The 26,174-nt window shown below is 57.8% G+C and carries 30 protein-coding genes; 4 read left to right on the top strand and 26 right to left on the bottom strand.

Going from position 1 to position 26,174, the window contains the following annotated elements; all coding sequences use genetic code 11:
* Positions 1-174: 174 nt before the first annotated feature.
* From acpT to OGX81_RS13280, 20 genes are all read right to left on the bottom strand, one after another.
* Positions 175-762, bottom strand: a complete 588-nt coding sequence (gene acpT, locus OGX81_RS13375) for a 4'-phosphopantetheinyl transferase AcpT (protein ID WP_012135610.1) — start codon at positions 760-762, stop codon at positions 175-177.
* Position 763: 1 nt separating this feature from the next.
* The gene (locus OGX81_RS13370) at positions 764-1,993 is read right to left on the bottom strand and encodes a beta-ketoacyl-ACP synthase (RefSeq protein ID WP_104868074.1); all 1,230 of its coding nucleotides are present in this window, start codon (positions 1,991-1,993) and stop codon (positions 764-766) included.
* On the bottom strand, positions 1,990-2,721 hold the full coding sequence (locus OGX81_RS13365) for a 3-ketoacyl-ACP reductase FabG2 (protein WP_104868075.1): 732 nt from the start codon (positions 2,719-2,721) through the stop codon (positions 1,990-1,992). The genes OGX81_RS13370 and OGX81_RS13365 overlap by 4 nt, the downstream gene beginning before the upstream one ends.
* A complete protein-coding gene (locus OGX81_RS13360) occupies positions 2,718-3,194 on the bottom strand; it encodes a hotdog family protein (protein ID WP_104868076.1) in 477 nt (158 codons plus the stop codon). The genes OGX81_RS13365 and OGX81_RS13360 overlap by 4 nt, the downstream gene beginning before the upstream one ends.
* Positions 3,191-4,360, bottom strand: coding sequence for a beta-ketoacyl-[acyl-carrier-protein] synthase family protein (locus OGX81_RS13355; RefSeq protein ID WP_104868077.1), 1,170 nt, complete (start codon positions 4,358-4,360; stop codon positions 3,191-3,193). Before OGX81_RS13355 ends, OGX81_RS13360 begins: the two co-directional genes overlap by 4 nt.
* Position 4,361: 1 nt before the next feature.
* Complete coding sequence (locus OGX81_RS13350) at positions 4,362-4,913, bottom strand: DUF3261 domain-containing protein (protein ID WP_096753934.1); 552 nt, start codon at positions 4,911-4,913, stop codon at positions 4,362-4,364.
* 122 nt (positions 4,914-5,035) lie between these two features.
* Complete coding sequence (locus tag OGX81_RS13345) at positions 5,036-7,360, bottom strand: MMPL family transporter (protein WP_104868078.1); 2,325 nt, start codon at positions 7,358-7,360, stop codon at positions 5,036-5,038.
* Complete coding sequence (locus tag OGX81_RS13340) at positions 7,329-7,934, bottom strand: LolA family protein (protein ID WP_047460500.1); 606 nt, start codon at positions 7,932-7,934, stop codon at positions 7,329-7,331. The genes OGX81_RS13345 and OGX81_RS13340 overlap by 32 nt, the downstream gene beginning before the upstream one ends.
* Positions 7,931-8,353: an acyl-CoA thioesterase gene (locus tag OGX81_RS13335; RefSeq protein WP_012135602.1), complete on the bottom strand. Its 423-nt coding sequence runs from the start codon at positions 8,351-8,353 to the stop codon at positions 7,931-7,933. Before OGX81_RS13335 ends, OGX81_RS13340 begins: the two co-directional genes overlap by 4 nt.
* A 3-nt stretch (positions 8,354-8,356) precedes the next feature.
* Positions 8,357-10,048, bottom strand: coding sequence for a glycosyltransferase family 2 protein (locus OGX81_RS13330; protein WP_104868079.1), 1,692 nt, complete (start codon positions 10,046-10,048; stop codon positions 8,357-8,359).
* Positions 10,039-10,392, bottom strand: coding sequence for an ApeI family dehydratase (locus tag OGX81_RS13325; RefSeq protein ID WP_049011356.1), 354 nt, complete (start codon positions 10,390-10,392; stop codon positions 10,039-10,041). The genes OGX81_RS13330 and OGX81_RS13325 overlap by 10 nt, the downstream gene beginning before the upstream one ends.
* Positions 10,379-11,740 carry a class I adenylate-forming enzyme family protein gene (locus OGX81_RS13320; protein WP_110123646.1) on the bottom strand — a complete coding sequence of 454 codons (1,362 nt, stop codon included), beginning with the start codon at positions 11,738-11,740 and terminating at the stop codon, positions 10,379-10,381. Before OGX81_RS13320 ends, OGX81_RS13325 begins: the two co-directional genes overlap by 14 nt.
* Complete coding sequence (locus OGX81_RS13315; protein WP_024131036.1) at positions 11,737-12,318, bottom strand: COG4648 family protein; 582 nt, start codon at positions 12,316-12,318, stop codon at positions 11,737-11,739. Before OGX81_RS13315 ends, OGX81_RS13320 begins: the two co-directional genes overlap by 4 nt.
* A 6-nt stretch (positions 12,319-12,324) precedes the next feature.
* Positions 12,325-12,576: an acyl carrier protein gene (locus OGX81_RS13310; RefSeq protein WP_012135597.1), complete on the bottom strand. Its 252-nt coding sequence runs from the start codon at positions 12,574-12,576 to the stop codon at positions 12,325-12,327.
* A gap of 12 nt (positions 12,577-12,588) precedes the next feature.
* The gene (locus OGX81_RS13305) at positions 12,589-12,846 is read right to left on the bottom strand and encodes a phosphopantetheine-binding protein (RefSeq protein WP_024131035.1); all 258 of its coding nucleotides are present in this window, start codon (positions 12,844-12,846) and stop codon (positions 12,589-12,591) included.
* Complete coding sequence (locus OGX81_RS13300) at positions 12,827-13,597, bottom strand: lysophospholipid acyltransferase family protein (RefSeq protein ID WP_233591155.1); 771 nt, start codon at positions 13,595-13,597, stop codon at positions 12,827-12,829. Before OGX81_RS13300 ends, OGX81_RS13305 begins: the two co-directional genes overlap by 20 nt.
* A 41-nt stretch (positions 13,598-13,638) precedes the next feature.
* The gene (locus OGX81_RS13295) at positions 13,639-14,361 is read right to left on the bottom strand and encodes a beta-ketoacyl synthase chain length factor (RefSeq protein WP_104868081.1); all 723 of its coding nucleotides are present in this window, start codon (positions 14,359-14,361) and stop codon (positions 13,639-13,641) included.
* A gap of 57 nt (positions 14,362-14,418) precedes the next feature.
* Complete coding sequence (locus OGX81_RS13290; RefSeq protein WP_104868082.1) at positions 14,419-15,480, bottom strand: methyltransferase; 1,062 nt, start codon at positions 15,478-15,480, stop codon at positions 14,419-14,421.
* Between the two features lie 151 nt (positions 15,481-15,631).
* Entirely contained in the window at positions 15,632-16,009 is a 378-nt protein-coding gene (locus tag OGX81_RS13285; RefSeq protein WP_123907531.1) for a hypothetical protein, read from the bottom strand.
* 324 nt (positions 16,010-16,333) lie between these two features.
* Positions 16,334-17,383, bottom strand: a complete 1,050-nt coding sequence (locus OGX81_RS13280) for an AI-2E family transporter (RefSeq protein WP_047460519.1) — start codon at positions 17,381-17,383, stop codon at positions 16,334-16,336.
* Between the two features lie 131 nt (positions 17,384-17,514).
* Here OGX81_RS13280 and OGX81_RS13275 point away from each other — a divergent pair, with 131 nt between their 5' ends.
* Positions 17,515-18,732, top strand: a complete 1,218-nt coding sequence (locus OGX81_RS13275; protein WP_012135588.1) for an MFS transporter — start codon at positions 17,515-17,517, stop codon at positions 18,730-18,732.
* A gap of 3 nt (positions 18,733-18,735) precedes the next feature.
* On the opposite strand, the gene OGX81_RS13270 is transcribed toward OGX81_RS13275, so the two are convergent.
* Positions 18,736-19,293, bottom strand: coding sequence for a DcrB family lipoprotein (locus tag OGX81_RS13270; protein WP_024131033.1), 558 nt, complete (start codon positions 19,291-19,293; stop codon positions 18,736-18,738).
* 72 nt (positions 19,294-19,365) lie between these two features.
* Positions 19,366-20,031, bottom strand: a complete 666-nt coding sequence (locus OGX81_RS13265; RefSeq protein WP_012135586.1) for a 7-cyano-7-deazaguanine/7-aminomethyl-7-deazaguanine transporter — start codon at positions 20,029-20,031, stop codon at positions 19,366-19,368.
* Positions 20,032-20,201: 170 nt separating this feature from the next.
* Here OGX81_RS13265 and tusA point away from each other — a divergent pair, with 170 nt between their 5' ends.
* Positions 20,202-20,447 carry a sulfurtransferase TusA gene (tusA, locus tag OGX81_RS13260; protein WP_012135585.1) on the top strand — a complete coding sequence of 82 codons (246 nt, stop codon included), beginning with the start codon at positions 20,202-20,204 and terminating at the stop codon, positions 20,445-20,447.
* A 176-nt stretch (positions 20,448-20,623) separates the two neighbouring features.
* Positions 20,624-21,607, top strand: a complete 984-nt coding sequence (locus tag OGX81_RS13255) for a TRAP transporter substrate-binding protein (RefSeq protein WP_012135584.1) — start codon at positions 20,624-20,626, stop codon at positions 21,605-21,607.
* A 90-nt stretch (positions 21,608-21,697) separates the two neighbouring features.
* On the opposite strand, the gene zntA is transcribed toward OGX81_RS13255, so the two are convergent.
* Together zntA and OGX81_RS13245 are read right to left on the bottom strand one after the other, a co-directional pair.
* Positions 21,698-23,896, bottom strand: a complete 2,199-nt coding sequence (gene zntA / locus OGX81_RS13250) for a Zn(II)/Cd(II)/Pb(II) translocating P-type ATPase ZntA (RefSeq protein WP_104868085.1) — start codon at positions 23,894-23,896, stop codon at positions 21,698-21,700.
* Between the two features lie 76 nt (positions 23,897-23,972).
* Complete coding sequence (locus OGX81_RS13245) at positions 23,973-24,599, bottom strand: lysoplasmalogenase (RefSeq protein ID WP_012135582.1); 627 nt, start codon at positions 24,597-24,599, stop codon at positions 23,973-23,975.
* A gap of 141 nt (positions 24,600-24,740) precedes the next feature.
* Here OGX81_RS13245 and OGX81_RS13240 point away from each other — a divergent pair, with 141 nt between their 5' ends.
* Complete coding sequence (locus OGX81_RS13240; protein WP_104868086.1) at positions 24,741-25,100, top strand: DUF2500 domain-containing protein; 360 nt, start codon at positions 24,741-24,743, stop codon at positions 25,098-25,100.
* Between the two features lie 88 nt (positions 25,101-25,188).
* Here OGX81_RS13240 and OGX81_RS13235 read toward each other — a convergent pair whose 3' ends face one another.
* Together OGX81_RS13235 and rsmD are read right to left on the bottom strand one after the other, a co-directional pair.
* The gene (locus OGX81_RS13235; protein ID WP_012135579.1) at positions 25,189-25,458 is read right to left on the bottom strand and encodes a DUF1145 family protein; all 270 of its coding nucleotides are present in this window, start codon (positions 25,456-25,458) and stop codon (positions 25,189-25,191) included.
* Positions 25,448-26,044, bottom strand: coding sequence for a 16S rRNA (guanine(966)-N(2))-methyltransferase (rsmD, locus tag OGX81_RS13230; protein ID WP_012135578.1), 597 nt, complete (start codon positions 26,042-26,044; stop codon positions 25,448-25,450). Before rsmD ends, OGX81_RS13235 begins: the two co-directional genes overlap by 11 nt.
* Positions 26,045-26,174: the final 130 nt, after the last annotated feature.

Genomic DNA, 26,174 nt, shown 5'->3' with positions numbered 1-26,174 from the left:
GAAGCAACAATTTTCCTGCCGGGAGCGGGGATTGTTAAGGGGGCAGCGATAGCCCCCTTAACGCGTTCACGGGTGATGAAATTCCAGAGAAATGCTGAACCTAAAGTGAACGGAATCACGCGTCAGAATGAAATGTTCTCCGTAAAGATTTAACGGCAGGCATGACATACAAATTTACGCGATGGATTCCAGGCGCTGCACGCAATCGGCGGTCAGCGTGAACGGTGTCGGCGTGCAGACCGCCAGACTCAGGGTATCGAGCTGGCACTGGCTGACCGACAACGCCGAGTTGAGCGTGCTGTCCACGCTGACGATTTGCCAGGCGCTGCCGCCGCGCTGTTTTACGATAGCCTCTTTGCGCGTCCAGATGCGCCAGAACGCCGTCAGCTGTTGTTCGGGATGTTCGGCTTCTACTTCCGCATGTTCGCCAAGGCTGAACACCGCGTTGGCCAGCGACCGCCAGTTATCTCGCGGGCGGATCACTTCAATGTCGCAGCCGACTTCGCCCTCGTCGCTCAGCAGCAGGGCGATATCGTCCCCGCTATGACTCAGGTTAAACCAGAGCCGGGTGTCAGGAGAAAAAGCAGGTTTTCCCTGTTCGCCATACACAATCTCCGGCAATGGCGAAAGGGCATGGGAAAGCAGCACGCGACCGGCCAGCCAGCGCGCGCGGCGAGCGCCCTGCGGCGCCTGTGCGTACAGTGGCGACGGCAACGCGCCTGTGCTCAGTGTCGAAACTTTTCCCAGAACAATCCGGTACATATCAGGGCCAACGTTTAATAATGATAGAAGTATTGATGCCGCCAAACGCAAAGTTGTTGCTTTGCAAAAATTCACAATCAATCTTGCGGGCTTCACCCATGATGTAATCCAGCGCGCCGCATTGGGTATCCGGCTGACTCAAGTTTAGCGTAGGTGCAAACCAACCTTCACGCATCATTTGCAGACTCATCCAGGCTTCCAGTGCCCCGCAGGCGCCAAGGGTATGCCCAAAGTAGCTTTTTAGCGAGGAGATCGGCACATTATCGCTATAAATTGCGGCCGTTGCCTGACTTTCTGCGATATCGCCCCGATCGGTCGCCGTGCCGTGGGCGGAAATGTACCCTATATCCCGCGCGCTTAAGCCTGCTATTTTCAGCGATTGTTCCATGCAAATCTGCATGGTTTCACGCTGTGGCTGGGTGATATGTGCGGCGTCGCAGTTAGTGGCAAAGCCGATGATTTCGCCGTAAATGGTCGCCCCTCGGGCTTTGGCATGTTCCAGCTCTTCGAGAATCAGCGTCCCTGCGCCTTCGCCAATCACCAGCCCATCGCGCTTTTCATCGAACGGCGAAGGCGTCGTTTTCGGTTCGTCATTGCGCTGGCTGGTGGCAAACAGCGTGTCAAAAACCGCCGCTTCAGACGGGCATAACTCTTCTGCGCCGCCGGCGACCATCACCGTCTGGTAGCCGTGACGAATCGCTTCCCAGGCATAACCAATCGCCTGACTGCCGGAGGTGCAGGCGCTGGACGTCGGGATCACGCGGCCCCGCAGGCCAAAGAACAGCCCGGTATTGACGGCGGTGGTGTGCGGCATCATCTGCACGTAAGTGGTGCCGGTGATGTTGTTGGTGTGTTTCTCCGTCAGCATGGTGGCGAATTCGCTCACCGGACCGGTACTGCCGGTAGAAGAACCATAGGCAATTCCGGTTTCGCCGTTGGTCAGCACCGTATCGTCGATAAGCCCTGCCTGCTCCAGCGCCAGTTCGGTGGCGCGGGTGGACATGAGCGACACGCGGCCCATCGCCCGAATACGCTTGCGGGTATAGTGTGCCGGTAGGGTGAAATCATCGACTGGCGCGCCAAGCAGCGTATGCAGTCCGTCATAAACCTGCCATTCCGGCATCTGGCGCACGGCGTTTTCGTAAGCGTTCAGTCTGGTGGAAACGTCCTGCCAGTTCTCGCCAAACGCGGTGACGCCGCCCATGCCTGTAATCACAACGCGACGCGTCATAACATCCCTCCATTGATGGATATGACCTGGCGGGTAACGTAACCCGCAATATCCGACATTAAATAACTGGCCAGCCCTGCCACTTCATCTGCCTGGCCCATACGTTTCATTGGGATGATGGACATCGCCTCTTTCAGCGCGGCCTCTTCCATTGCGATCATGCCGGTGTCAATCAGCCCCGGCGCGATGCAGTTGACGGTGATTTTACGTTTTGCCAGCTCAATCGCCAGCGCTTTTGTCGCACCGATAATGCCCGCTTTTGCGGCGCTGTAGTTAACCTGACCACGGTTGCCCATCACGCCGGAAACGGATGACAGGGTAATGATCCGTCCACCCTGACGTGCGCTAATCATCGGCATGATGCACGGCTGAATCACATTGTAAAAGCTGTCGAGATTGGTGTGGATCACGGCATCCCAGTCGTCGTCGCTCAGCGCCGGAAAGGCAGCGTCGCGGGTGATCCCGGCGTTGCTGACTATGCCATACCACGGGCCATGCGCGTCGATATCCTGCTCCAGTACCTCGCGGCACTGCTCGCGACTGGCGACGTCAAAACTGAGCAGACGGCCTGCGCCGCCGACGGCGAGAATGGCATCCAGCGTTTCTTGCGCACCCTGTGCGTCACGGTGATAGTGAACCCCGACAACAAAGCCGTCAGCCGCCAGTTGACGGGCGATGGCGCGACCGATGCCTTTGCTGGCCCCGGTAACCAGAACGGAACGACTCATGTTGCAGCTCCCTGTTGAAATAGCGTGGTGAGTTCTTCCTGCGTGGGCTGGAACGTATTTACGCGGCCTGTCGCCAGCGTGTTATCCCCCACGTCGATTGTGCATTCAAAGCTGCCGAAACGCTCATCCTGCATGAGTAATGTGGCCCTGATGGTCAGCGTTTCCCCGGCGGGGAGGGCGCCTGCGGCGCAGACGAGTTCACGCGCGCCGAGCACCATGCCCAAAGAGATGGCGCTCTGACCCTGTTGATGACGATGCCAGCCTGACCAGACGCCGACGGTTTGCGCCATCAGTTCCAGCGCGAACCAGCCGGGCAGATTGCCCTGCGGGTCAAGAAACGGGGCCAGCACGCCGCCTGGCGCCACGGTGACGCGGCAGGCGGCGGACTCGTCCGTGACGCACTCGACGTCTTCGAGCAGCAACATGGGGGCGTCATGCGGCAGATACTCGCCGGGTGATAAATAGCGACTCATAAAACCCTCCCGAGCAGAATGCTGGCGTTGTTGCCGCCAAAGGCGAACGAGTTAGATAAGATCACCGGGCGTTCAAGCGCGCGCGGTTGTTCGATGATGCCGCAGCGCGGCAACGCCGGGTCACGCGGCGAATCACTGAAATCCTGCGGCGGCAGCGGCAAGCCGCGTTGCAGAATCAACATGCTGAGGGCGGCTTCGGTGATTCCTGCTGCACCCAGCGTGTGCCCGGTCAGATGTTTGGTGGAGCTACAGGGCACATTCTCGCCAAACAGTTCACTCACGACTTTCGATTCGATCTGGTCGTTGAGCGGCGTGGCGGTGCCGTGCAGGTTGATATAACCCACCTGCGTCGGCGTGATGCCTGCGTCATTGAGCGCCTGGGTAATCGCGCGAATCGCGCCTTCACCTTGCGGATGCGGCGCGGAAATATGGTACGCGTCGCTGGACTCGCCGACGCCCAGCAGCGCGACAGGCTGCGGTTCGCGGGTCAATAGCATCAGCGCGGCCCCTTCGCCGATGGTAATGCCGCTGCGATCCCGGCCGAACGGCAGGCATCGCGTTGGAGAGAGCGACTCCAGGCTGTGGAAGCCGTTAATCGGCATCCGGCTTAAGGTGTCCGCGCCGCCGACAATCGCCACGTCCGCCAGACCGGCTTCGATCAGTCGGCGTCCGCTGATGATCGCTCTGGCGCTGGAGGAACAGGCGGTGGAAAGGGTAAACGCCGGGCCATCAAGCGCCAGCCAGTGGCTGAGAAAGCGCGACGGATCGCCCAGCTCCTGCTGCGGGTACTGCCAGGAGAGGCTTTCCTGGCCGTTTAGCGTCAGGTTGACATGGGCATCACCCTCGTCGAGGCCGGAGGTGCTGGTGCCGAGCACCACGGCGACGCGATCGCGGCCATACTGCGCGATGGCTTCATCCACCCGGGGCTGGATCTGCGCGAGCGCGGCCAGCAGCAGCTGATTGTTGCGCGAACGGTGAGCGGCAAAGTCATCGGGGATGGCGGGCAGTTCGCCGTCAACACCGGCGAGCACCGCCTGCGGATGCCCCTGTAGCCAGCCGGGGCGAGGGCGCATACCAGGCGCCACGCCGCGTGTCAGGTTCGTGGCGATCTCATCCGTATCGTTGCCCAGCGCGTTGATCATACCGACCGCAGAAATATAGATCATATCAGTCACCCAGATATTGAATGGTGATGTGGTATTTGAACACATGCTGCTCAATGCTGATCGGCTCGCGTTTGCCTTTGCGGTTCAGATAGATAATTTCCGTCACCAGCTTACCGCTGGCATTGCGCAGCTCGCGTTTGTCGCCGTTGTCGGTGAGCGTCCAGCCCGTCGGCAACTGCGGCTGCCAGGCGCTAATCGGCCAGTGGCTGAGCATTACGTCGGCCAGAACCTGGCTGGCGGGCGGCAGCTGCGGCACCACGATGGACTGCTCGGTGTGCAGCCCTTTCTCATCATAGGTGACAAGGAACAGGCGGATGCCAACCGACGACAGTCCGGCAAGGGTGATTTTTTGCTCGTCGGCATTGAGCATCACCAGCAGCGACTGGGTTTTGCCGTTAAAGCTGCCGGTGAGCAGTTGTTGCGAACTGACCGCCGGAGAGATGCCCGGCGCAGGCAGCGTGACGCGCGCGCCGGGTTCCAGCCACGCCTGCGGGCGGCCTTCCGGCGCTTTCTGCGAGTGGCTGCATCCGGTCAGAATGAGCGCTGCGGTCATCAGAAGAAATTGCCGGATGGCACTACGCTTATCCGGCCTGCGGTTTGTGCGCTGGCGTAGGCCGGATAAGGCAAAGCCGCCATCCGGCAAATGGTGTCTCAACCAGCGCGCTGTTTGTTTGATCATCTTCTTTTTTTCTCTTTTTTACCGGGCATTGCCAGAGGCGATAACAGAAATGCGGTGAAAATCCCGCTGACCAGTACGATACCGAAACTGCTGATGGCCTGGGTGGCGCTAAAGACCAGCATGCCGAGGGTCAGCAGCGTGGTCATCATCGCCAGCGTAATCGCCAGCAGCGAGGTCAACGGCGTTCCGCGTGGGTTGCTGAAAAACAGCGTATAGTTGATGCCAATCCCCAGCACCAGCACCAGCGCTAACAGCGAGAACAGATTGACCGCATGGCCGCTCAATGTCAGCGCCGCCAGACCGCAGCCCAGCGACAGCACTGACGGCACCAGGCTTACCAGCCCTTTGCGCCAGCCAAGCCTGATCATCGCGCCGCAGGCAATGACCGCCAGCGCCACAAACAGCAGTCCCGTCAGCACATTGCGATAGAGGGCGAACAGCGTGTCGAAGGTGCTTTTTCGGTCAACCCACGCCACGCCGGAATATTGCGTGGCGAGGGCGTTCAGCGCGGCGCTCCGCTTCACGCCGTCTACCGGCACCAGCACGCCGCTTTCGCCATTCTCCCGCGTCAACCACAGCAGCCGCCAGCCTTCGCTGGCCGGGCTGGCAAGCCAGGCGTCCACCGTTACCGGCATGGCGTTCAGATCCGGGTTAACCGTGGAAAGCCCGGCATTCTGTAGCGCGCGGCTCACCGCCGGAGCGGCGTTTTTCAGTAGCCTCAGATCCTGCTGCTGACGGGCGAGCGAGTTGATCGGAAGCGTGCGATAGCCGCTGAACAGCCCGTCGCGCTTTGCCTGTTCCAGCGCTGGGGTAAAGGCTTCCAGCCGTTCCAGCGTTTGCTGTGCGGACTGACCGTAAACCACAAACCATTTCTGATCGACGCTCTGCCCGGTCAGGGCGGTGATTGCTTTTTCCTGCGCCAGAATCTGCTGCGGCAGCGCCTGTAGCTGTGAAATATCGTCATCCACATGCAGCGTTGCGATGCCCGCCAGCGAGAAGATCGCCAGCGCCACAGGCAGGCCGATGGACAGTTTTTTATTGCGCCGCCACGCCGCCAGCCAGCGCAACATCAGCACCATTGCCGGAACGGGGCGCACAGGCAGCCCGCGACACAGCCACGGATGCCAGAAAATGACCGTCAGGCAGGAGGCGCTTAATCCCACGGCGGCAAATACCGCCATCTGGCGAATGCCGGGGAAAGGAGCGAGCATCATGATCAGATACGCCGCGACGGTGGTTAGCAGCGCCAGCAGCAGGGCGTTACGCACTTTGGCGAGGCTCTGCCATGGCGACGCGTCGTTGCCGTGCACCATGCGCTCGGTCAGGTAATAAAGCGTATAGTCGGCCGAAATACCGATGATGCTCATGCTCATCACCAGCGTCATCAGGTGCAGCTCGCCAAAAATCAACAGGGTGACGACGGTTCCGGCCAGCGCGCCGACGCCAATTGATATCAGGCACAGCAGCAGCGGGCGCAGCGAGCGAAAGACCGCCACGATCAGCAGAATCACGCCCAGAACCGTCGCCACGCCAAGGGTGGAGATATCCTGTTTCGCCTGCTGGCTGGCGTAATCACTGTAAAAAACCGTACCGCGCGACAGCAGCTGTGCCTGCGGATAACGCGTTTTTAGTTCACCTTCCAGCGCGCTGAGCGTAGTGACGAGCTGGTGCGTTTGCTGCATATCAAACGACGAACCGGCCAGCTCGCCGTGCAGCAGATACCAGTAGTGCCCCTGCTCATCCTGAGTGACCAGCCAGCCGTCCATCAGCCGCAGACGCTGGCCGTTTTTCGCCATCGCCAGCTGCGAACCGCGCATCAGCATCAGCGGATCGTTTTGCAGCTCTTTACCGCTCACCCCGGAGAAGGCGGAATACAGCTGAGACAGAATCCACTGCGCCTGCGCGTCGCCGCCGTTTTGCAGACGAGCGCGGGTGGCCTCATCGATCAGGCCGTTGCGATGCTGCCAGAAAAAGGCGCCCCATGCCTGCTGGCTGTCGGCGTCCATCGGGCCTTTGACGTCCGCCAGCGCGTGGGATTTTTGCAACAGCGCGAGCCAGTCGCGCGCCACCTGCGGATCGGCCTGTTTACCCGGGCTTACCAGCCAGACCAGCTGTTGGTCGAGGCGCTGCATGAAACCGTCGTTCAGGCCAGGCGGAATGTTCCCTAAAGCCTGTTTTGGCAGCATTGCCAGCACGCTGCTGTTCAGCCGTGACTGGGGCAGCAGCGTCAGCAATGCGCCCAACATAATCAGGCAGGCGACACCCCATAGCAGCGCGAGGCTTTTACGGTTATTGCGCGGTAAAACGTTGGCGTTCGTCATCAGTCAGTTGAGCGGGCGTCAGTTGGTGTTGAGTGAGTGCGATATCCGTGCGATCGCCTTGTTTATCATTCAGTTGGATTGACTCCAGATACGTTTGTCCGGCCAGGTCAATCGTGGCGAAAATCTTGTCCAGCGGCGTGGTGATCGGCGTTAGCCGCAGCGCCCAGCGCCCCTCGCCTTTATCGGCGAAATCAACGCGGAAGTTCTGCTCCAGCACGCTGCGGTCAGCCTGGAACAGCGCGCGCAGCAGGTGATTAAACTGGAACATCTGCGGGTTGTTTTCGGCGGTGATGACCTGCGGCGGCTGGCCGTTGATCACCTGTACCATCCGTTTGTCGTCCAGCAGCAGCTGCATCGGGAACGGGGCGGTTTGATCCCACAGCAGCCCCTGGTCGCGAGCGATCAGCATCCTGCCCTGGGATCGCAGCGGCTGCGGCAGATCCTTAATCGTCCGGGTTTGATCGAAGTGGGCGCGGACAACCGGCTGTTCGGTAAAGCGCTGTTGCAGATCGTCGAGCGTCAGAGCGCTCACGAACGGGCTGATGATCAGCGCCAGCAGCGGCAGGAATCTCATGGCGTTACTCCCATACGTTCAAACAAAATATCCGGGCTGACGAAGCACATCTCGCGGCTTTTCTCTTCTACCGCCACCTGGATGGTGTAACCCGTCGTGGCGCGTTTTCCCGTCTGCGCATCAAAAATTTCGTAGCCGATGCGCAGGCGGTTTTCGTACTCCTCAAGACGGGCGCGCACCCGAATGCGTTGTTCGAATGTCAGCGCGTTGCGGTACTTCACGCGGGTATCGACCACGGGCCACAGGTAGCCGGACGCTTTCATCTGGCGGTAGCCGTAGTCGAACTGGTTGAGCAGCGCCTCACGGGCAATCTCGAAGTAGCGGAAATAGTTGCCGTGCCACGCGACGCCCATCATATCGACGTCGTGGAACGGAATGGTCAGCTCTACTTCAGCAGTAAAACGGGGATCGTTAAGCACCCTTTACTCCTTGTTTTTGGCATCCGGCAACTGCCAGAAATCGAAAAAATTAAACCAGTCGAGCGGCGACTGTAGCGCGTAGTGCTCAAGGCGTTCGGCGTAGCGGTTGATGGCCTGCTGTAATGCCTGCTGGCGTTCGGCGCGCGGCAACAGCAGCGGGTCGGCGAACGGTTCACAGTGGATATGCCGTTTCCCGTTCTGGCGCAGAGCGAAAATAAGCTGAACCGGGCAGCGCAGGATGGAGGCCAGAATAAATGGCCCCTGCGGAAACGGCGCGGGCTGGCCCATAAAACGGCTCCAGCAGACGCGCCACTCGCCGCCACGCTGTGGGTTAACCGCAATACGGTCGCCAACAATGGCGATCCACTCGCCGCGTTCCAGCTTCTCTTTCAGCAGGATGGCGGTGTCCGGGCCGATGTCGGTGACGGGCATCAGGTTCAGCCCGGCCTGCGGCGCCATCTCGTCCATAATCTGTTTAAAACGTTGGGCATTGTCGCTGAACACCAGAGCGTTGATGGTTTTGCTGCCCTGCAATTGCGCCAGCGCGCGGCAGGCTTCGACATCGCCCAGATGCGAGGCCAGCAGCAGTTTGCCCGTCGGCGCCGTGATGTTGAGCGTCTCTTCTGCGCCCGGCGCAAAGACCACATCGCGGCCAAACTGTAGCTCCCCGCGCCAGCTGGCGATTTTATCCAGCATCGCCTCGCCAAAACGCAGAAAGTGGTGGAAGCTGGTCAGCCGGGACGGAACGGGGCGCTGGCGTGACGTCAGTTGCGTTCGCACGCGGGTCAGCCAGTGTTGCGACGCGTTGCGGGCGTGCGCTGCCGTCAGCCAGTAGACGCCGACCACCGGATAAAGCAGCAGCGAGAACGCCTTACGCCCAAGCAGACGCCAGACCAGCAGCATCAGACGCATTCCCCACAGCCCTTTAACTTCCTGCTGGCGCGCCCAGTGCGGCGACGAGCGGCGAAACAGCAAAGACGGGATGCGCGGCAGCATGCCGAAGAACAAGCGGGTGTGCATCAGTGAAATTCGGCAGTTGTCTTTTAGCGCGTCAAAATGGGACAGCCCGTCCAGCGGATAGGTAACGCGGGTCGGGACAAAATAGCTGGTGTTGCCCTGCCAGTAGAGGCGCACCATGACTTCGGTGTCGAAGTCCATCCGTTTGCCGAGCGTGACGCGCTGCGCCAGTTGCAGCACAGGGGCGACCGGATACACGCGAAACCCGCACATGCTGTCTTTCAGCTGGAACGAAAGCGTTTCAATCCATACCCAGACGTGGGTTATCCAGCGACCGTACAGGCGCGAACGGGGAATGGAATCGTCATAGATCGGCTGCCCGGAGATCAGCGCGGCTGGGTTTTCCTGCGCCAGTTTGAGCAGCTTCGGAATATCTTCAATGGCATGTTGGCCGTCGGCGTCCACCTGCACCGCGTGGGTAAATCCCGCGTCTGAGGCTGCCTGTAGCCCACGAATCACCGCAGCGCCTTTGCCCGCGTTTTCCGGCAGGCGGATCAGCGTCAGGTTCGGTTCCTGAGCCGCCAGCTGTGCTAATTCCCGACGTGTTGTTTCGTCACTGCCGTCATCCACCACAATGCAGGGCAGATTAAACGGCTGTAGCCGCGCCAGCACCCGCGCCATCATCGTGCCGTGGTTGTAGCAGGGGATGAGCACGCAGGGAGTGAAGGTCAACGGCATAACCGGATCTTCCCGCTGCTGGCGGTATGCCGCGCGTCGCCATCGTGGCGCTGATAGCTAAACGTCAGGAGCTGGCGGGTTTCCTGCCAGCTCAGGGTCAGCGTCACCGTGGTTTCAGGCAGCAGCGGCGCCTGGAATTTGACGTTCTGGATGCTGTGAAAACGCCAGCCGGGCGTGAGCAGCGTGGTGGCGTAATGCATCACCCAGTCCAGCTGCGCGACGCCGGGCAACAGCGGCTGCACGGTAAAGTGGCCGCTGAACCAGAACAGGGAAGGGTCGAGATGCAGGACGATCTCAAGCTGTTGGGGTTGTGCCTGATGGCGCTCAATTTCATGGGGTATCATGAAATAACTCCTGTAATTGCGCATAGACACGCTTGTTCATACTGTTGACCGGGATCTCGTCGATCACGCGCCAGTAGCGAGGTACGGCAACCGGCTCCAGCCACGGCAGCAGCGAGCGACGCCAGGTCAGCTCCTGGGCTTTGCCGCCGCAGCGCTGCCATTGTTGGCGGGTTTCGTCATCCAGCACCAGCAGAACGCCAATGCCCTGACGACCGCCGCGTGAAACAGGCAGCGCGACCGCCTCGCGGATGCCCTTCAATTCCAGCAGCCGCTGTTCAACTTCGCTGAGCGAGATCCGTTTCTCTTCAATTTTGACGACGCGTCCCCGGCGTCCCATCAGGCGGAACTGGCCGTTCTCATCAAACTGGAGGATATCGTCGAGCAACAGGCCGTCCTGCTGCACGATCAGCGGCGAAAAGGCGCGAAATGCTTCGCCCTCCTGCTGGAAATGTACGCCGGGGAAGGGGAGCCAGGCGATCTCCTCCTGCTGGCGGTAGCGCCAGGCGAGAATGCCGGTTTCGGTGCTGCCGTAGATTTCATCCGGCCAGATATTGAGCCAGGCGGCGGTTTGCGTGACATCGCCCCAGGGCAGCATACCGCCTGCGGAAAGGATCATGTTGACCGGCGGCGGCGTGAGCCGGTGGTCGAGGCGTTTCAGGAACGCCGGACTGCTGATAAACGCATAGCGGTGGTCGTGGCTTAGCGCGGCAAGCTGCTCTGCGTAGTAGAGCATTGCGGCATGAAGCGGCAGGCCGAGCGCCATCGGCAGGAAAATACGGAAAGTCAGACCGTACAGATGCTGAGGAACGACTGACGCCACGACGCGACAGCCTGCCAGGCGGTCGGCAAAACGCATCGCCAGCAGTTCGGCCTCGCAATCCAGCCGCGCGATGGGTTTGATGATGCGCTTGGGCTGACCGGTGGAGCCAGAGGTAAACAATTCAACGAAGGCATCGGCGGCAATATCGTCGAATGTGAAGGCTTCTGCGCTGAACTGTCGTGATGTATTGACCACCAGCAGCGGGCCGTGCCAGCCAGACGTCTTATCGCTGAGCACGCCGTTGAACAGCGCGCGCTGCTCATCCAGCAGAGAGACGCGGTTATGCCCCGGAATAACGGGCGTTTTTCCGCTATGCAGCGTTGCCAGCAGCGCAACAATAAACAGATAGCTGTTCTCAAAACACAGCGCCCAGCGCTCGCCCTCCTGCTGTTGCAGGTGTTTCACCAGCTGCGCGACGTCATGGCGCAGGTGGCCCAGCGTCCAGGTGTCCTCACCCAGCCAGGCAACAGGCGTTTCATCCGGGCGTGGCGCGGTGAGCCAGCGGGAGAGCGGAAGGGTCTGCTTCATTGTGTTTCTCGTTTAATCACCTGGCGGCGCACCAGCCACTCGCCCGCCATCAACGCGCCCATCAGCAGATAGGCAATCATGCCGTTCCAGGCGGTCCATAGCGCCATGTCGCCGTGTAGCGCGGTAAAGAGCGCAATACCGCCGTTGCCGATGAAAAAGGCGCACCAGATTTGTGTTACGCGACGGGTGTAGCGCACTGCGGCTTCCGGCAGCGCAGGTTCACGCAGTCGCGCCAGACGTTCGACAATCGGCATGGATGTCCACAGCGAGCCGCCAAAAACGGCAAGCATGACGCCGTTAACAACGACCGGGTAAAACAGCAGCAGTTGATGTGTTTTAAGCAGATAGCTGGCGACGCAAAGCGCTATGCCCGCCACCGCCGCCACCTGAGTGACGACGCGCAGCGGCCCCGCCTGTCGCCGGGTCTGACGAAAGCGTAAAAAGAGCAGCAACGCCATCAGCGGCAGCAGCCAGTGGAGGCTGTTATGCGTCAGCCCAAACCAGATCAAAAATGGCCAGGCCAGCAGCATCAGGCCGGTCAGCAACTGAATACCCATACGCGCGTGAGCGCCTGACATGGCGTATTACGCTTCTTTCAGCAGGCGTTCTACGGCGTCGACGACATCCTGCACGGTACGCACCGCTTTGAACTCTTCCGGCTTGATTTTCTTACCGGTTTTCTTTTGCAGATGCACGATCATGTCAACGGCGTCGATGCTGTCCAGCTCCAGATCTTCATACAGGCGCGCCTCAGGTTTGATGTCCTGAGGGTCGATTTCAAACAGTTTGACCAGCAGCGCGGAGACTTCTTCATAAATGGCATGTTGTTCTGTCATAACGGACTCGCCTCAGGCACGTTGAGCGTGAATGAAAGATGCCAGCGTGGCGACGGAAAAGAAGTGCTGACGCATCTCTTCGCTCTCTGCGGAGAGCACCACGCCATACTGGTTTTTCACCGCCAGCCCCAGCTCAAGGGCATCGATCGAATCCAGTCCTAAACCATCACCAAAGAGCGCTGCCTCGGTATCGATATCGTCAGCGGACAGCTCGTCCAGATTCAGCGTATTTATTATGAGATTTTTAATTTCAAGGTAGAGCGCTTGCATCATTAATTCCTGAAAGAGGTGTAGCACCTGGTTGTAATTGAAGCAAAAGATGCCGGTTCAACTGCCTTGCCGCCAGCGCCGGTTCTTGTAAATTTGCATCGTTAAACGGGTCGATCGCGATCCGCTCGCGCACCTCTACGGTAAACAGAGGTTTCGCGGGAGGCACGTCATACCATTTGCTCTGCTTATCCAGCAGATGCTCGCTACAGTGGATAGTCACTACGCGTAAATCGCTGTCGCAGCGCACGGCGATATTGGCCGCGCCGCGTTGCAGCGTCATTTTTTCACCGGGTCGCGTTCGCGTCCCTTCGGGGAAAATCAATATTGTGTCGCCCTGATCCAGACGCTGCTGGCAGGCCGGTAACAGCGCGTCGGCCTGGCTGTTGATCAGGTAATCCGCCGCGCGAATAACGCCGCTGACGAACGGGTTTTTCAGCAGTGCGCTCTTCACCAGGCAGTCGGTTTCGGGCATGACGGAAGCCAGCAGCACGTAATCGATAAGCGTGGGATGGTTCGCCACCACCAGACACCCTTTCTCCTGTCGCAGCACGTCGCTCCCCTCGATGCGGTAGTCCAGAACGCCAAGCGTTTTCGCTACCGTTAAAAAGGCGCGAAAACTGGCCGCAATGCTGCGACGGGCCAGGCGGCGGCGTCTGACGGGGTTCCATACCAATAGTAACAATAAGTTGAACCACACGACAGAAAGCAACAGCCCGCCGATGCCGAACAGGGCAAAACAAAAACCGGTCATCACCAGTCGCCATGCCCAATCCAGGCGCGCCAGAAGCGTGTTCACGCGCGGCTCCACTGCCACTCTACCCGCTCGCCCGGCAGCGTAAAGGCGTCGGCGTTTTGTAAGTAACGCTGTAAAAACAGCAGGCTTTGCGGAAGCGGCGTTTCATCCTGAGGCGCGCCGGGACGCGTGGCGCAGGACAGCGCATTCCCCGCTTCAATGACAAAGGCGACGGCGTAAGGCCAGGTCGGCATCTGCGGCGGTAATCGCGGATGGTAAAACTCGGGCAGGAAGCCGTCGAAATCGACCATCAGTACCCGCTGATAACCCGCCTGAAGCAGGCACATCACTTCGCACAACCCTTGCTGGAAGGTGTCTCTCCCGGCGGAAAGCGAGGATGAGACAATCGGCTGTTTTGCGGCAATGGTCAGATTACCGACCGCGGAATTGTGTACTGACAGGGCGAAATCGGTGGGAGAGAGCGCCTGCTCCATCGCCAGCGCGTGCAGGATGCGGTAGTTACGCTCCAGTTCGCCGTGGCGGCTGGTATAGAGCACCGCGTCGATATCGTGGCGACGCAGCATGGCCAGCCCGCACTCTACCGCCAGTTTGCTGCCGGAACTGAGCCGCCGGGCGGTCATCATCGGGAGTTCGTGCAGTTTTGCCTGCGGCGCGGCGGGATCGATGGCGTACGGCTCCCGCGACCACTGCTGCCAGTGGGTCGCTTCGCTAAGTCCTGGGGCTCTGGCCTGCCAGTCTGTTATGTTTAGTGCAAATTTCATCAACGCGCGTCCGCGGTAATCCGGTGATACCAGTGACGTTTTTTTAACGTCACTTTGTTATTTTTTCTTTTGGCATATCAATAAAGTATGCCCAACGCCCAGGTTGTCATGGCGTTCATCCACCTGGAACCCTGCCATGTCCAGGTAGTGATAAAACTTCTCTACGCTGTAGAAACGGCTGTTGCCGTTTGCCATACAGGTAAAATAAAGCGAAGACGCATTCAGGCTAAAAGAGGCCGCTTCAAATTTCTGCGCATCCCAGAACAGCTCCATAATGCACAGCCTTGCGCCGGATTTCATCACGCGGGCAACGTTACTGAGCATGGTGATAATCTGTTCCGGTGAAAAGCAGTCCAGAAATTGGCTCATCCACCAGATATCGGCCTCTCCAGGTAAAGGCGTATCACCCAGCATATCCACTGCATGGAAATCTATGCGATGAGATAATCCTGCATTTTCGATATTTTTACGGGCAAGTGCAATTTGTTGTGGCAAATCTAATAAAGTGACCGCGATATTTTCATCGTACTGGCAGCAGCGTAATGCCCATTTCCCGGTATTTCCGCCCACATCGTACAGGGTTGCCGGGCGACTGGCGAATACATAAGGCAGCGCGGCGTCAAATGCGCCGTCGGAATAGTAATGATCGAAGGCGAACCAACTGTCACGCGCCGCCTGCGGTAATTGCGACAGCGCGGGATAAATCGTTGGCCAGTCGCCGAATATTTTCAGTCCTGACGGTTTGCCTTCCTTTAGCGCATTTTCCAGATAAAACAGCCCCTGATAGCAAACATCCTGGGTGAAATCCATATTTATGCGGGTCATGGCGTCATGCAGAAGAAAATGCCCCACCTTCGCGAGATAATAATGCCCCTCTTTGTGAGTAATAATACGTCCGCTTAATCCCATATCCAGCAGTACGCTGGCGGCATATTCATTGATGCTGCTGTTTTCAGTGATATCGTCGAGCGTTGCGCCGCGTTTACCCTGCCGATCCAGATATGTCAGCACACCCGCGTTACGCAGACACAATGCGGCCTGGAAAAGCATGGGGGCGAAGGCGATACGTTGTGCTTCCGTGATGGCATCCAGTGCGCTAAGCGAGTCCTGTTCGTACATAATGGGGACAACCTGTTAAGAGGGGGTAAAAGCGAGTTATCGGGCCGTCTTCGACCCGACTTTAATAATCCGCGTCATCTTTCAGGCCGCCGCTTTTGACGCGTGAACGTTCAGCTCAATGCCGCCTGAATGAAAGTGCGTACCGCCTGAATTACAGACCCGCGCCTGCGGACAAGTTAACCTGGATGTCTTTGTCCAGGTTATGTACCCAGCGGTTGTAGTTTTTGTGAATTTTGCCGCCGGAAGCCTGCAAATTGAGGCTGCTGTCGTATTTGATGTCGTAGCTGGTGGCGGAGTAGGTAATGCGCACTTCAGCGACGTGGTTGCGCGTCTGCTGACGTCCTTTGATAACGCCAGGCCCGACTTCAGACATGATCCATTGACGTTGAACGCCTGCCTTCAGAATGGCGTTTTTGACCTGCTCCTGAGTATGGCCCGCGCTCACGCTGGAGTGAACCTGATCGATAGGCGCAGTACGCGCGCAACCCGCCAGAGCACCCACAACCGCAATAGCGGCAAACCATTTAATGAATTGTTTCATGAAAACTCCCTATCAATTAACTAGTTGACTAATAATGTGCTTATTAATTTATTAATAACGAACGCCAGCCATAATGGCGTCGGTTTTTATTTTATGCATTTTTCATTTCACGCGAAAACCGACTGAATGCGGTATTGTTATATCTGTTTGAGTTAAGTCGCTTTATTCCGGTGAATGCTGTTTCTTATTTATTAAATAACGGGCGGCAGGACATATTTCATTTAAGGTAAACTGCCACATATATTTAAAACGCATGACAGTTTACCGGGCAGGTGCGTAGATAAAAACTACCCTGGTTGGTAGGTAAATTAATTATCCGGGCAACCGACTTTTCGGGCGACCCGGCCCCAGTAAAATCGCCAGCTTGCTGCCGCCTTTGGTGGTCTCCATCCAGATCTTACAGACGCTGGTAAGCGGAACGGAAAGCAGCATCCCTACCGGGCCTAATAACCATCCCCACACCAGTAAAGAGAGGAACACCACCAGCGTGGACATTCCCAGGCGGTGGCCCATCATGCGCGGTTCCAGGATATTGCCGATGATCATATGCACCACCAGAAAGAGCGCGCCGACCAGAACGCATTCGTAGAAACCGTTGAACAGCAGCGCCTGAATCATCGGCGGCACCGCCGAAATGACCGAACCAATATTAGGGACATAGTTGAGTAAAAACGCCAGCACGCCCCACATCAGCGCAAACTGGATGTCCATCAGCGCCAGCCCTAGCCAGACAATCACGCCGGTCCACAGGCTCAGCAGCGTTTTCAGCGCCAGATAGTGCGACACGCCTTTGAGCGCCCGGTGTAAACCCGCAATGTGAATTTGCGGGTTGTTCAGCGCGAAACGCAGTTTGTAGGGAACGTGGCGGACTTCGAACAGCATAAACACCACCGTCATCACCAGCAGGACTACGCTTGCCATCGCCCCGGAAAGGCCGGTCATCAGTGTGGTGGTGAAGGTCATCAGTTTATCGGAGTCGATGCGTTGCAGCAGGCGTTCCGGCGACATGTGCAGGTTGAGGAAGGGTAGCATCTCCTGCAAATGCAGAACCTTACGCGTCAGCTCCTTGTTGTATTTCGGCAGCATGGCGACGAATTCATTGATTGACGCAGCCAGTACGCCGATCAGCGCCGTCAGCACGATAAGCATCACGACCACCACGAGGGTAATCGCCACCGGGCGGTTAACGCCGCGACGAATAAACCAGGTTACCAGCGGGTTGAGGACAATGGCGAAAAAGAGCGCCAGTAAGAGCTGTACAATAATATCTGCTGCGGCATGAAGCCCTGCCAGTATGACGACCAACGACGCCAGTTTGAGCAGAATATGCATCCCCGTTTTGTCGGGTTGAGGGGTTGTCATGTCATCTTCCTTTTTGCATTTTTTCTAAGTGTAGCGCCTGGCCTGAGACCAATATTCTTAATCTTGCTACTGATTTTCGCGACTCAGCATGATAAAAATGAAACACTGTTGTAAAAACGTGGTGACCTCCCATGCCCGAACCCGTCGCTGAACCGGCGCTTAGCGGATTACGCCTCAATCTGCGTATCGTTTCTGTTGTGATTTTTAACTTCGCCAGTTATCTGACGATCGGTTTGCCGCTCGCAGTCCTGCCGGGCTATGTCCATGATGTGATGGGGTTTAGCGCTTTCTGGGCGGGGCTGGTCATAAGCTTACAATATTTTGCGACGCTCGTGAGCCGCCCTCATGCGGGGCGCTACGCTGACCTGCTGGGGCCGAAAAAGGTTGTCGTCTTTGGTTTGTGCGGCTGCTTTCTGAGCGGCCTGAGCTATCTCCTGGCGGGATTCGCCAGCGGCTGGCCGATTGCAAGCCTGCTGCTGTTATGCCTGGGGCGTGTCATTCTGGGTATTGGACAAAGCTTCGCCGGAACCGGATCAACGCTCTGGGGCGTAGGCGTGGTGGGGTCGCTGCATATTGGCCGGGTGATTTCGTGGAACGGTATTGTCACGTATGGCGCGATGGCGATGGGCGCCCCGCTTGGCGTGCTGTTTTACGCCTGGGGCGGGTTACAGGGGCTGGCGTTGACGATCATGGGCGTGGCGCTGCTGGCCGTGCTGTTTGCGCTCCCGCGCCCGGCGGTGAAAGCCAGTAAGGGCAAACCGCTGCCGTTTCGCGCCGTGCTTGGGCGCGTCTGGCTGTATGGAATGGCGCTGGCGCTGGCATCCGCGGGATTCGGCGTTATCGCCACCTTCATCACGCTGTTTTATGACGCGAAAGGGTGGGATGGCGCCGCCTTCGCGCTCACGCTGTTTAGCTGTGCGTTTGTGGGCGCCCGTTTATTGTTCCCCAATGGCATCAATCGGTTAGGCGGCTTAAACGTGGCGATGATCTGCTTTAGCGTGGAGATTATCGGGTTGCTGCTGGTGGGCGTTGCGCTGATGCCGTGGATGGCGAAAATTGGCGTGCTACTGGCGGGGGCGGGGTTCTCGCTGGTCTTCCCGGCGCTGGGCGTGGTGGCGGTAAAGGCGGTGCCGCAGCAGAATCAAGGGGCGGCGCTGGCGACCTATACGGTGTTTATGGATTTATCGTTGGGCGTGACCGGGCCGCTGGCGGGGCTGCTGATGACCTGGGCGGGTGTGCCGGTTATCTATCTGGCGGCGGCGGGTCTGGTGGCGATTGCGCTGTTGCTGACCTGGCGGTTAAAAAAACGGCCTCCGGCGGTATCGCAGGAGGCCGTGTCATCGTCTTAACCGTTACTGGATAACCAGTGTGTTAATGATGTTTTCAGCGGCGGTTTGCGCCTTCTGCTGATCGTCTGCTGGCAGCGTGATTTGCAGGGTCAGCAGTTGGTTATCCACTTTGCCCAGCAGTACGGAAGAGTACGCGGTCTGGCCTTTCGCAGAGATAATGCTGTCCAGCTGTTGCAGCGTGTGGCCTTTCAGCTCGATGGCTTTATTGGTCACGACCTGCAACTGCGGGTCGCGGCTGCGCTGTTGATCTTCCAGACGTTTCGCCAGCACGGCGAGGTCTTCATTGGTGTTATCGCCAACAATCACGATCACCGCTTTCTGGCCTGTCGCGTCAGAGTAGACGTGCATATTATTGGCCTGAGTGCCCAGCTTGCCGCTCTGGTCGGTCATATCCGCTGGCAGTGAGAACGTCAGCTTACCGTCCAGCAGGCTGACAGGTTGTCCGGTTGCGTTGCTTTCCGTAGAGGTTCCCTCTGCCGGAGCATTGGTATCGTTGTTATCACAGGCCGCAAGCCCCATAACCAGCAGGCCAATACCGACATATTTAACCAGATTGCGCATTGACTTCTTCCTTTCGATAAACGGCCATAACGGCTCATTCATCCATCTTATCACAACTCGGAAAATGAACCTTTAACTCGTCTGCAATGCCGAGATTTCAGATTTATCTGCCAGCCTTTTCAGCAACATATTCAGCAATACGCCATACATCGGCAGGAAGAAAATAATGCTGATGAGCACCTTGAAGCAGTAATCGACTAGGGCGATTTCCATCCAGTGCTCGGCCATAAAGGCATCGGGGCTGCGCCAGAAAGCGATGAAGAAGAAGGCGAGGGTATCGCTGACGTTGCCAAACAGCGTGGAGGCCGTAGGAGCCATCCACCAGCGGCGGTTCTGGCGCAGGCGGTTAAAGACGTGTACATCCAGAATCTGGCCCAGCGCATACGCCATAAAGCTGGCGGTGGCGATACGCGCGACAAACAGGTTGAAGTGCAGCAGCGCGCCAAATCCCTGCCAGGAACCCATATAAAACAGCGATGAGATGACATAGGAGATGAGCAGCGCCGGGATCATCACCGCAAAGATTATCCGTCGTGCCAGCGGCGCGCCAAAAATGCGCACGGTCAGGTCGGTCGCGAGAAAAATAAAGGGAAAGCTAAAGGCGCCCCACGTCGTGTGGAACCCGAAAACAGAGATCGGAAGCTGTACCAGATAGTTACTGGAGGTGATCACCAGTAAGTGGAATAGCGATAGCCAGAACAACGCTTTTACGCGCTGTATTTGAGTAAAGGAGTTCATATTGTACCTTTTTGATAGATATTTGGGGTGAGGGAACCCAATAAAACCGCCGCATCATACTGCTTTGAAAACGTATTGCAATGGTTGTTTTTCACGCAATCGTTAACTTGATTTGCTTACGGGCAAACAGGGCGTAAACTACAGCCGTTTTTTTAGTGAATGAGACGAAGATGACCGATCTGTTTTCCTCCCCCGACCATACGCTTGATGCCCAGGGGCTACGCTGCCCGGAACCGGTAATGATGGTGCGTAAAACCGTGCGTAACATGCAAACGGGCGAAACGCTGCTGATTATTGCCGACGATCCGGCGACAACCCGCGATATTCCTGGCTTTTGTACGTTTATGGAACATGAGCTGATGGCGAAAGAGACGGATTCGCTGCCGTATCGTTATTTGCTGCGTAAAAAGCATTGAGTCTCAGCCGGATAAAACCGGCGTGACCGCTGCGACATTTTTAAACCATCGTTTCAATTTTTCCTGCTTTTTTGTGAAGCACTTCACCTTCATCTTTCAGGGCATCGGCTACGGTTTAAGCGTAAAAACTAAAACAATGTTTTAACGCTACCCTCTCAACCTCTGGAGCTGACCCGATGAAAGTGACTCTCAAGCCGCTCGCGGCTTCCCTGTGCCTGGCTACCGCGTCAATACTGTTTTCCCATTCCGTTTTCGCGCAGGTCATTAAAGCGGCGGATGTCCATCCGCAGGGCTATCCGAATGTCGTCGCCGTGCAGAAAATGGGCGAAAAACTCAAACAACAAACCGACGGCAAACTGGAAATTAAAGTGTTCCCGGGCGGCGTGCTGGGCGATGAAAAACAGATGATCGAACAAGCGCAAATCGGCGCGATTGATATGATTCGCGTATCGATGGCGCCGGTGGCGGCTATTCTGCCGGATATCGAAGTCTTTACGCTGCCCTATGTGTTCCGCGACGAAGACCACATGCACAAAATTATTGATGGCGATATCGGGAAAAGCATTGGCGATAAGCTGACGAACAACCCGAAATCACGTCTGGTGTTTCTTGGCTGGATGGACTCCGGGACGCGCAACCTGATTACCAAAAACCCGGTGGAAAAGCCGGAAGATCTCCACGGTATGAAGATTCGCGTGCAGGGAAGCCCGGTGGCGCTGGATACGCTGAAAGACATGGGGGCGAACTCGGTGGCGATGGGGGTGAGCGAGGTGTTTAGCGGTATGCAGACCGGCGTAATTGACGGTGCGGAAAACAACCCGCCGACTTTTGTCGCGCATAACTACATGCCGGTTGCGAAGAATTACACCCTCAGCGGGCACTTTATCACCCCGGAAATGCTGCTCTATTCCAAAGTGAAGTGGGACAAGCTGACTGCGGATGAGCAGCAGAAGATCCTGACGCTGGCGCGCGAAGCGCAGTTTGAGCAGCGTAAATTGTGGGATGCCTACAACCAGGAGGCATTAGCGAAGATGAAGGCTGGCGGCGTGCAGTTCCACGAAATTGATAAAGCGTATTTCGTGAAGGCCACCGAACCGGTCCGCGCGCAGTATGGCGAAAAACACCAGGCGTTGATGAAGGCGATTGCCGACGTGCAGTAAGCGCCTTCGCTTCGCCGGATGAGCAGGCCTGCGTGGGTTCGTGCCATGATCCCCGTAGGCCTGATAAGCCTGGCGCCATCAGACGACAATCTACCCTTTACGCAACAGCCGCAGCGCGTTGGCAGTCACCAGCACTGTCGCCCCGGTATCCGCCAGCACGGCCAGCCACAGACCGGTTATGCCGAGCAGCGTGGTGATGAGGAAGATCCCTTTCAGCCCCAGGGCAATCGCGATGTTCTGACGAATATTGGCGTGGGTGGCGCGCGCCAGCTGGATCATCTGTACCAGCCCGCGCAGGCGGTTATGCGTCAGGGCGGCGTCTGCCGTTTCCAGCGCGACATCCGTTCCGCTTCCCATCGCAATACCTATCGCGGCGGCTTTCATTGCGGGGGCGTCGTTAATGCCGTCACCCACCATCGCCAGCGGGGCGTGCTGATTGAGCGCCGTCACCGCCCGGACTTTATCTTCTGGTAGCAGGCCCGCTTTAAACGTCAGGCCCAGCTCTCCGGCAATGGCCGCAGCCGCGCGTGGGTTATCGCCGGTCAGGATCACGCCTTTCACCCCTAACTGATTAAGCTCGCCGATCGCGGTGCGGGCGTCATCGCGCAGCGTATCCTGTAGGGCGAGCACGCCGATTACGTCGTCGTTGCGCAGCACCAGCACGACCGTCTGTCCGGCGCTTTCCAGTTCGCTGATTTGCCCGGCAAAGGCTTCCGCCGGGCGTTTGCCTGCGGCGCAAATCAGGATGCGCTCGCCATTAACCTGAGCCTCGATACCCGAACCGACCAGCGCGCGCTGCTCCAGCGCTGGCGGAATGGTCAGTTCACGCGTCTGCGCTTCACGCACAATGGCCTGCGCCAGTGGGTGCGTCGCGCCTTGTTCCACCGCCGCCGCCAGCGCCAGCAGCTCCGCTTCGCCGATCCCGCTTGCCGGATGGATGGCGGTGACGCGCGGTTTCCCTACGGTCAGGGTACCGGTTTTATCGAACGCCACCTGAGTGACTCGGCCTAGCTGCTCCAGCGCTGCGCCGCCTTTAATCAACGCCCCGCGACGTGCCGCCGCCGCCAGCCCGGAGGTGATGGCCGCTGGGGTGGAAATGACCAGCGCACACGGGCAGCCAATCAGCAACAGCGTGAGTCCCTTATAAATCCACTCTTGCCAGGACGCGGCAAACAGCAGTGGCGGCACCAGCGTGACCAGCAGCGCGACGGCCATAATCACCGGGGTGTAAATCCGGCTGAAGCGGTCAATAAAACGCTCAATGGGCGCGCGGCGTTCTTCGGCTTCTTCAATCAGCTTCAGGATACGGTCAATCGCGCTGGCGCCCGGTTCTGACAGCACCTCCAGCGTGACGAGCCGATCCACGCTGGTGGCGCCGGCGGGGACTTTCTCGCCCGTTGAGCGCTCGACCGGAATCGACTCGCCGGTGAGCGCGCTCTCATCAAAACTGGCGAAACCGGAGACCAGCCTGCCGTCGGCGGGTAAGCGCCCGCCTGCCGCCACTTCGATAATGTCGCCGGGTTGCAGGGTGTTGATCGCCACCTCTTCGCGCACGCCATCGCGCAGGCGCGTGGCAGTTTCCGGTTTGAGGGCCATCAGCGCGCTGACTCCTTTGCGGGCACGGCTGGCAGCCCACCCTTCGAGGCGTTCGCCGATCAGAAATAACAGCAGCACCATCGCCGCTTCCGCCGTCGCGCCAATAAACAGCGCGCCAATCGCCGCCACGCTCATCAGCGTTTCGATAGCGAACCAGCTACCGGTTTTCATCAGGCGCAGCGCCTGACGGGCAATGGGATACAGGCCGACCAGTGTGGTGGCGATAAACGCCAGTTGGCCGAACGGATGGTTGAATTGCTCCAGCCCCCAGCTAATCGCCATCATAATGATGAGCGTGATCAGCGGCAGGTTTTCTTGCAGCCGGGATTCGCGCGCCTCTGCTGTGGCCTGTTCATCACGCAGGGTATAACCCGCCTTTTGTACGGCGCGTTCAACGTGTTGGCGGATATCGGCATTCGCATCCACCACCAGTTTCTCGGTGGCGAACAGCACCTGTACCTGATTGACGCCCCCGACCTGGCGCACGGCGTTTTCGACTTTACGGGCGCAGGCGGCGCAGTCCATACCGGCGACTTTCCAGGTGTAACGCGTCCCTTCGATGGTGTCGGGAACGAGAGCTTCCGTTGCGCAGGCGCCCTCACAGCAGCAGTCATCTACCTTCCGGGGGGCTGGCGCCAGTTTGAAGGATGAAAATTGTGGGACTTTTTTGCCATCAGTATCGGGTGTCAACATGGCATCCTCCGGTTGATGATAATTTTCTCATTAACCGGAGGATACACTCTGGAGTCGACTCCAGAGTCAAGCGTTATTAAAGATAAAGTGAGCGGACAATCAGGAAGTGCCCGGCAAAGTAGCAGGCGGCGGAAATAGCGTTATCCGCGCGGAAGCGGCAGCGGTAATGGCTGCCCAGCCAGACGATGTTGCCGAGGAATAACAACGATGCGCCCATAAAAGCAGAGAGCGCCGGGGCGGTCGGGCGGAAGAACCACAGTTCACCGGCCAGCCAGACCATCATGAGCGTCATGGCGATAAAGGTGCATATCGGCCAGCGCAGCTCTTCCAGACGCGTCCAGATCACCGCAATCAGCAACCCGCCCAACACCAGCAGCACTAACGGCAATGGCCAGAAGAACGACAGCGTCATCTGGCTGGCGAAATAGAGGGTGTACAGCAGGTGCGACAGGAAGAATGCGCCAATGGCGTACAGCAGACGTTGGCGCGGCAACAGCGTCAACGCATCGCCCAGCAACGAGGCGCACAGGCCCGCCAGCACAAGGTAGCTGATCGCGTCGAACATCGGCGCTTGCCAGGCGAGTAAAAGAAGGAGAATCAGGGTGAGAGGTTTAAAGACCCAGCGCTGCCACGCTGGCCCACGATAGGATGCGTCCACAAATAGCCATGCGGAAAGACAGACAGCGATAAACGACCAAAGCATCTTAGTTCCTTGAATTCGTTATTTTTTCGCGAGCGGTATGCTCACGGCCCTGTTGTCCAGTGTAGAGGTCGGCGCAGGCAGATGACAACACCATAACGGGCAGGGTATGCTTATTTCCGCATTTTCTGATGGGTTAAAATGATGAGTAAACCACCACTTTTTTTCATTGTTATCATTGGCTTGATTGTTATCGCCGCGTCGTTTCGCTTTGTTTCGCAGCGGCGAGAAAAAGCCGATAACGATGCCGCGCCATTGCAGCAAAAGCAGGTAGTGGTGAGCAATAAGCGCGAAAAGCCGATCAACGAGCGGCGCTCGCGTCAGCAGCAGGTGACGCCAGCGGGCACCAGTATGCGCTATGAGGTTAGCTTTAAACCGCAACGCGGCGGGCTTGAGCAGACGTTTCGGCTTGATGCCCAACAGTACCATGCGTTAACGGTCGGGGATAAAGGTACGCTGAGTTACAAAGGTTCGCGGTTTGTCGATTTTGTCGCCCAGCCATAAGATTTCGCCCGATGGCGTGTTGCTTATCGGGCCTACGGTCTGAGGGGGTTGTAGGTCGGATAAGGCGCAGCCGCCATCCGGCAAAAGGTTATTTTTTAACGTTAAATTTCTTCTGCCACACCAGCAGCTCAAACACGCCGAACAGGAAAATACGGATTTTCTCGCCGGTGGTCATCTGCGGGCCGTCTTTAGGCATGGTGCTTTTTAACAGCGCCAGCTGCATACCGTGCATCAGCACCATAAAGACCAGCGCGACGTTGACGAAAATATTCAGCGGGCGTGGAAAGGGTTGGAAAATATTCAGTAGTAAAAATGCCCAGACGCACAGCATCAGTAATCGACCCAGATTAATCAGCATCGCTTTCTCCTTGTGCTTCCCGTTGATACAGGCGGTATGCGACCTGTCCGGCCACTTTTTCACGATACAACGACCAGTTTGCCGGGACGGGCGGCAGACCGTTTTCGACTTCGCTTTCGACGTAAATATACGCGTCATCAGCCAGCCAGCCGTGCGTTTCCAGCAGGCTTAACGTCTCTTCCAGCAGCCCTTTGCGAAACGGGGGATCGACAAACACCACGTTGTGCGGCGTACCGGTCTGCGCCAGAAAGGCCAGCGTATTGGCGTTGACCACGCGGGCGTTGCCTGCCTTTAGCGTAGCAAGATTCTTTTGTAACTGCTGTGACACGGCGCGATCCATCTCCAGCAACGTCGCGCCCGCCGCATAGCGGGAAAGCGCTTCCAGCCCCAGCGCGCCGCTTCCGGCGAAACAATCCAGACAGTGGGCGTCTACCATGACCGGCGCCAGCCAGTTAAACAGCGTCTCGCGAACCCGGTCGGTTGTCGGGCGCAGCCCTGGGCTGTCGGGAACCGGAAGTTTACGGCCCCGCCATTGTCCGCCAATAATGCGGATTTGACCGCTGCCAGAGTGATTCGGTTTTTTCATTTCTATTGCTCAATCCGCTGCTGACGTGTCATTCCAGGCGGTGATGTGAATTAAGTTAAGTGGTAGACTATTTCATCATTTTTTTAGCTTCCATGTATATAGCGCCAGATATTAACCGCGAGGAGTACAG

It is taken from the genome of Citrobacter sp. CK206 (assembly GCF_030333125.1).
Taxonomy (GTDB): Bacteria; Pseudomonadota; Gammaproteobacteria; order Enterobacterales; family Enterobacteriaceae; genus Citrobacter_B; species Citrobacter_B koseri.
This window is presented reverse-complemented; position numbering and strand designations above follow the sequence as displayed.

Coding starts and splice junctions, on each gene's coding strand:
- OGX81_RS13265 (WP_012135586.1), bottom strand. CDS start 20,031: ATGAACTCCTTTACTCAAATACAGCGCGTAAAAGCGTTGTTCTGGCTA.
- OGX81_RS13310 (WP_012135597.1), bottom strand. CDS start 12,576: ATGACAGAACAACATGCCATTTATGAAGAAGTCTCCGCGCTGCTGGTC.
- OGX81_RS13330 (WP_104868079.1), bottom strand. CDS start 10,048: ATGCCGTTGACCTTCACTCCCTGCGTGCTCATCCCCTGCTACAACCAC.
- OGX81_RS13355 (WP_104868077.1), bottom strand. CDS start 4,360: ATGATCTATATTTCTGCGGTCGGTATGATCAACGCGCTGGGCAACGAT.
- OGX81_RS13345 (WP_104868078.1), bottom strand. CDS start 7,360: ATGACGAACGCCAACGTTTTACCGCGCAATAACCGTAAAAGCCTCGCG.
- tusA (WP_012135585.1), top strand. CDS start 20,202: ATGACCGATCTGTTTTCCTCCCCCGACCATACGCTTGATGCCCAGGGG.
- OGX81_RS13340 (WP_047460500.1), bottom strand. CDS start 7,934: ATGAGATTCCTGCCGCTGCTGGCGCTGATCATCAGCCCGTTCGTGAGC.
- OGX81_RS13320 (WP_110123646.1), bottom strand. CDS start 11,740: ATGAAGCAGACCCTTCCGCTCTCCCGCTGGCTCACCGCGCCACGCCCG.
- zntA (WP_104868085.1), bottom strand. CDS start 23,896: ATGTTGACACCCGATACTGATGGCAAAAAAGTCCCACAATTTTCATCC.
- OGX81_RS13360 (WP_104868076.1), bottom strand. CDS start 3,194: ATGAGTCGCTATTTATCACCCGGCGAGTATCTGCCGCATGACGCCCCC.
- OGX81_RS13245 (WP_012135582.1), bottom strand. CDS start 24,599: ATGCTTTGGTCGTTTATCGCTGTCTGTCTTTCCGCATGGCTATTTGTG.
- OGX81_RS13325 (WP_049011356.1), bottom strand. CDS start 10,392: ATGATACCCCATGAAATTGAGCGCCATCAGGCACAACCCCAACAGCTT.
- acpT (WP_012135610.1), bottom strand. CDS start 762: ATGTACCGGATTGTTCTGGGAAAAGTTTCGACACTGAGCACAGGCGCG.
- OGX81_RS13305 (WP_024131035.1), bottom strand. CDS start 12,846: ATGCAAGCGCTCTACCTTGAAATTAAAAATCTCATAATAAATACGCTG.
- rsmD (WP_012135578.1), bottom strand. CDS start 26,044: ATGAAAAAACCGAATCACTCTGGCAGCGGTCAAATCCGCATTATTGGC.
- OGX81_RS13370 (WP_104868074.1), bottom strand. CDS start 1,993: ATGACGCGTCGCGTTGTGATTACAGGCATGGGCGGCGTCACCGCGTTT.
- OGX81_RS13295 (WP_104868081.1), bottom strand. CDS start 14,361: ATGAAATTTGCACTAAACATAACAGACTGGCAGGCCAGAGCCCCAGGA.
- OGX81_RS13290 (WP_104868082.1), bottom strand. CDS start 15,480: ATGTACGAACAGGACTCGCTTAGCGCACTGGATGCCATCACGGAAGCA.
- OGX81_RS13365 (WP_104868075.1), bottom strand. CDS start 2,721: ATGAGTCGTTCCGTTCTGGTTACCGGGGCCAGCAAAGGCATCGGTCGC.
- OGX81_RS13235 (WP_012135579.1), bottom strand. CDS start 25,458: ATGCTGATTAATCTGGGTCGATTACTGATGCTGTGCGTCTGGGCATTT.
- OGX81_RS13280 (WP_047460519.1), bottom strand. CDS start 17,383: ATGACAACCCCTCAACCCGACAAAACGGGGATGCATATTCTGCTCAAA.
- OGX81_RS13270 (WP_024131033.1), bottom strand. CDS start 19,293: ATGCGCAATCTGGTTAAATATGTCGGTATTGGCCTGCTGGTTATGGGG.
- OGX81_RS13300 (WP_233591155.1), bottom strand. CDS start 13,597: ATGACCGGTTTTTGTTTTGCCCTGTTCGGCATCGGCGGGCTGTTGCTT.
- OGX81_RS13255 (WP_012135584.1), top strand. CDS start 20,624: ATGAAAGTGACTCTCAAGCCGCTCGCGGCTTCCCTGTGCCTGGCTACC.
- OGX81_RS13240 (WP_104868086.1), top strand. CDS start 24,741: ATGAGTAAACCACCACTTTTTTTCATTGTTATCATTGGCTTGATTGTT.
- OGX81_RS13275 (WP_012135588.1), top strand. CDS start 17,515: ATGCCCGAACCCGTCGCTGAACCGGCGCTTAGCGGATTACGCCTCAAT.
- OGX81_RS13350 (WP_096753934.1), bottom strand. CDS start 4,913: ATGACCGCAGCGCTCATTCTGACCGGATGCAGCCACTCGCAGAAAGCG.
- OGX81_RS13315 (WP_024131036.1), bottom strand. CDS start 12,318: ATGTCAGGCGCTCACGCGCGTATGGGTATTCAGTTGCTGACCGGCCTG.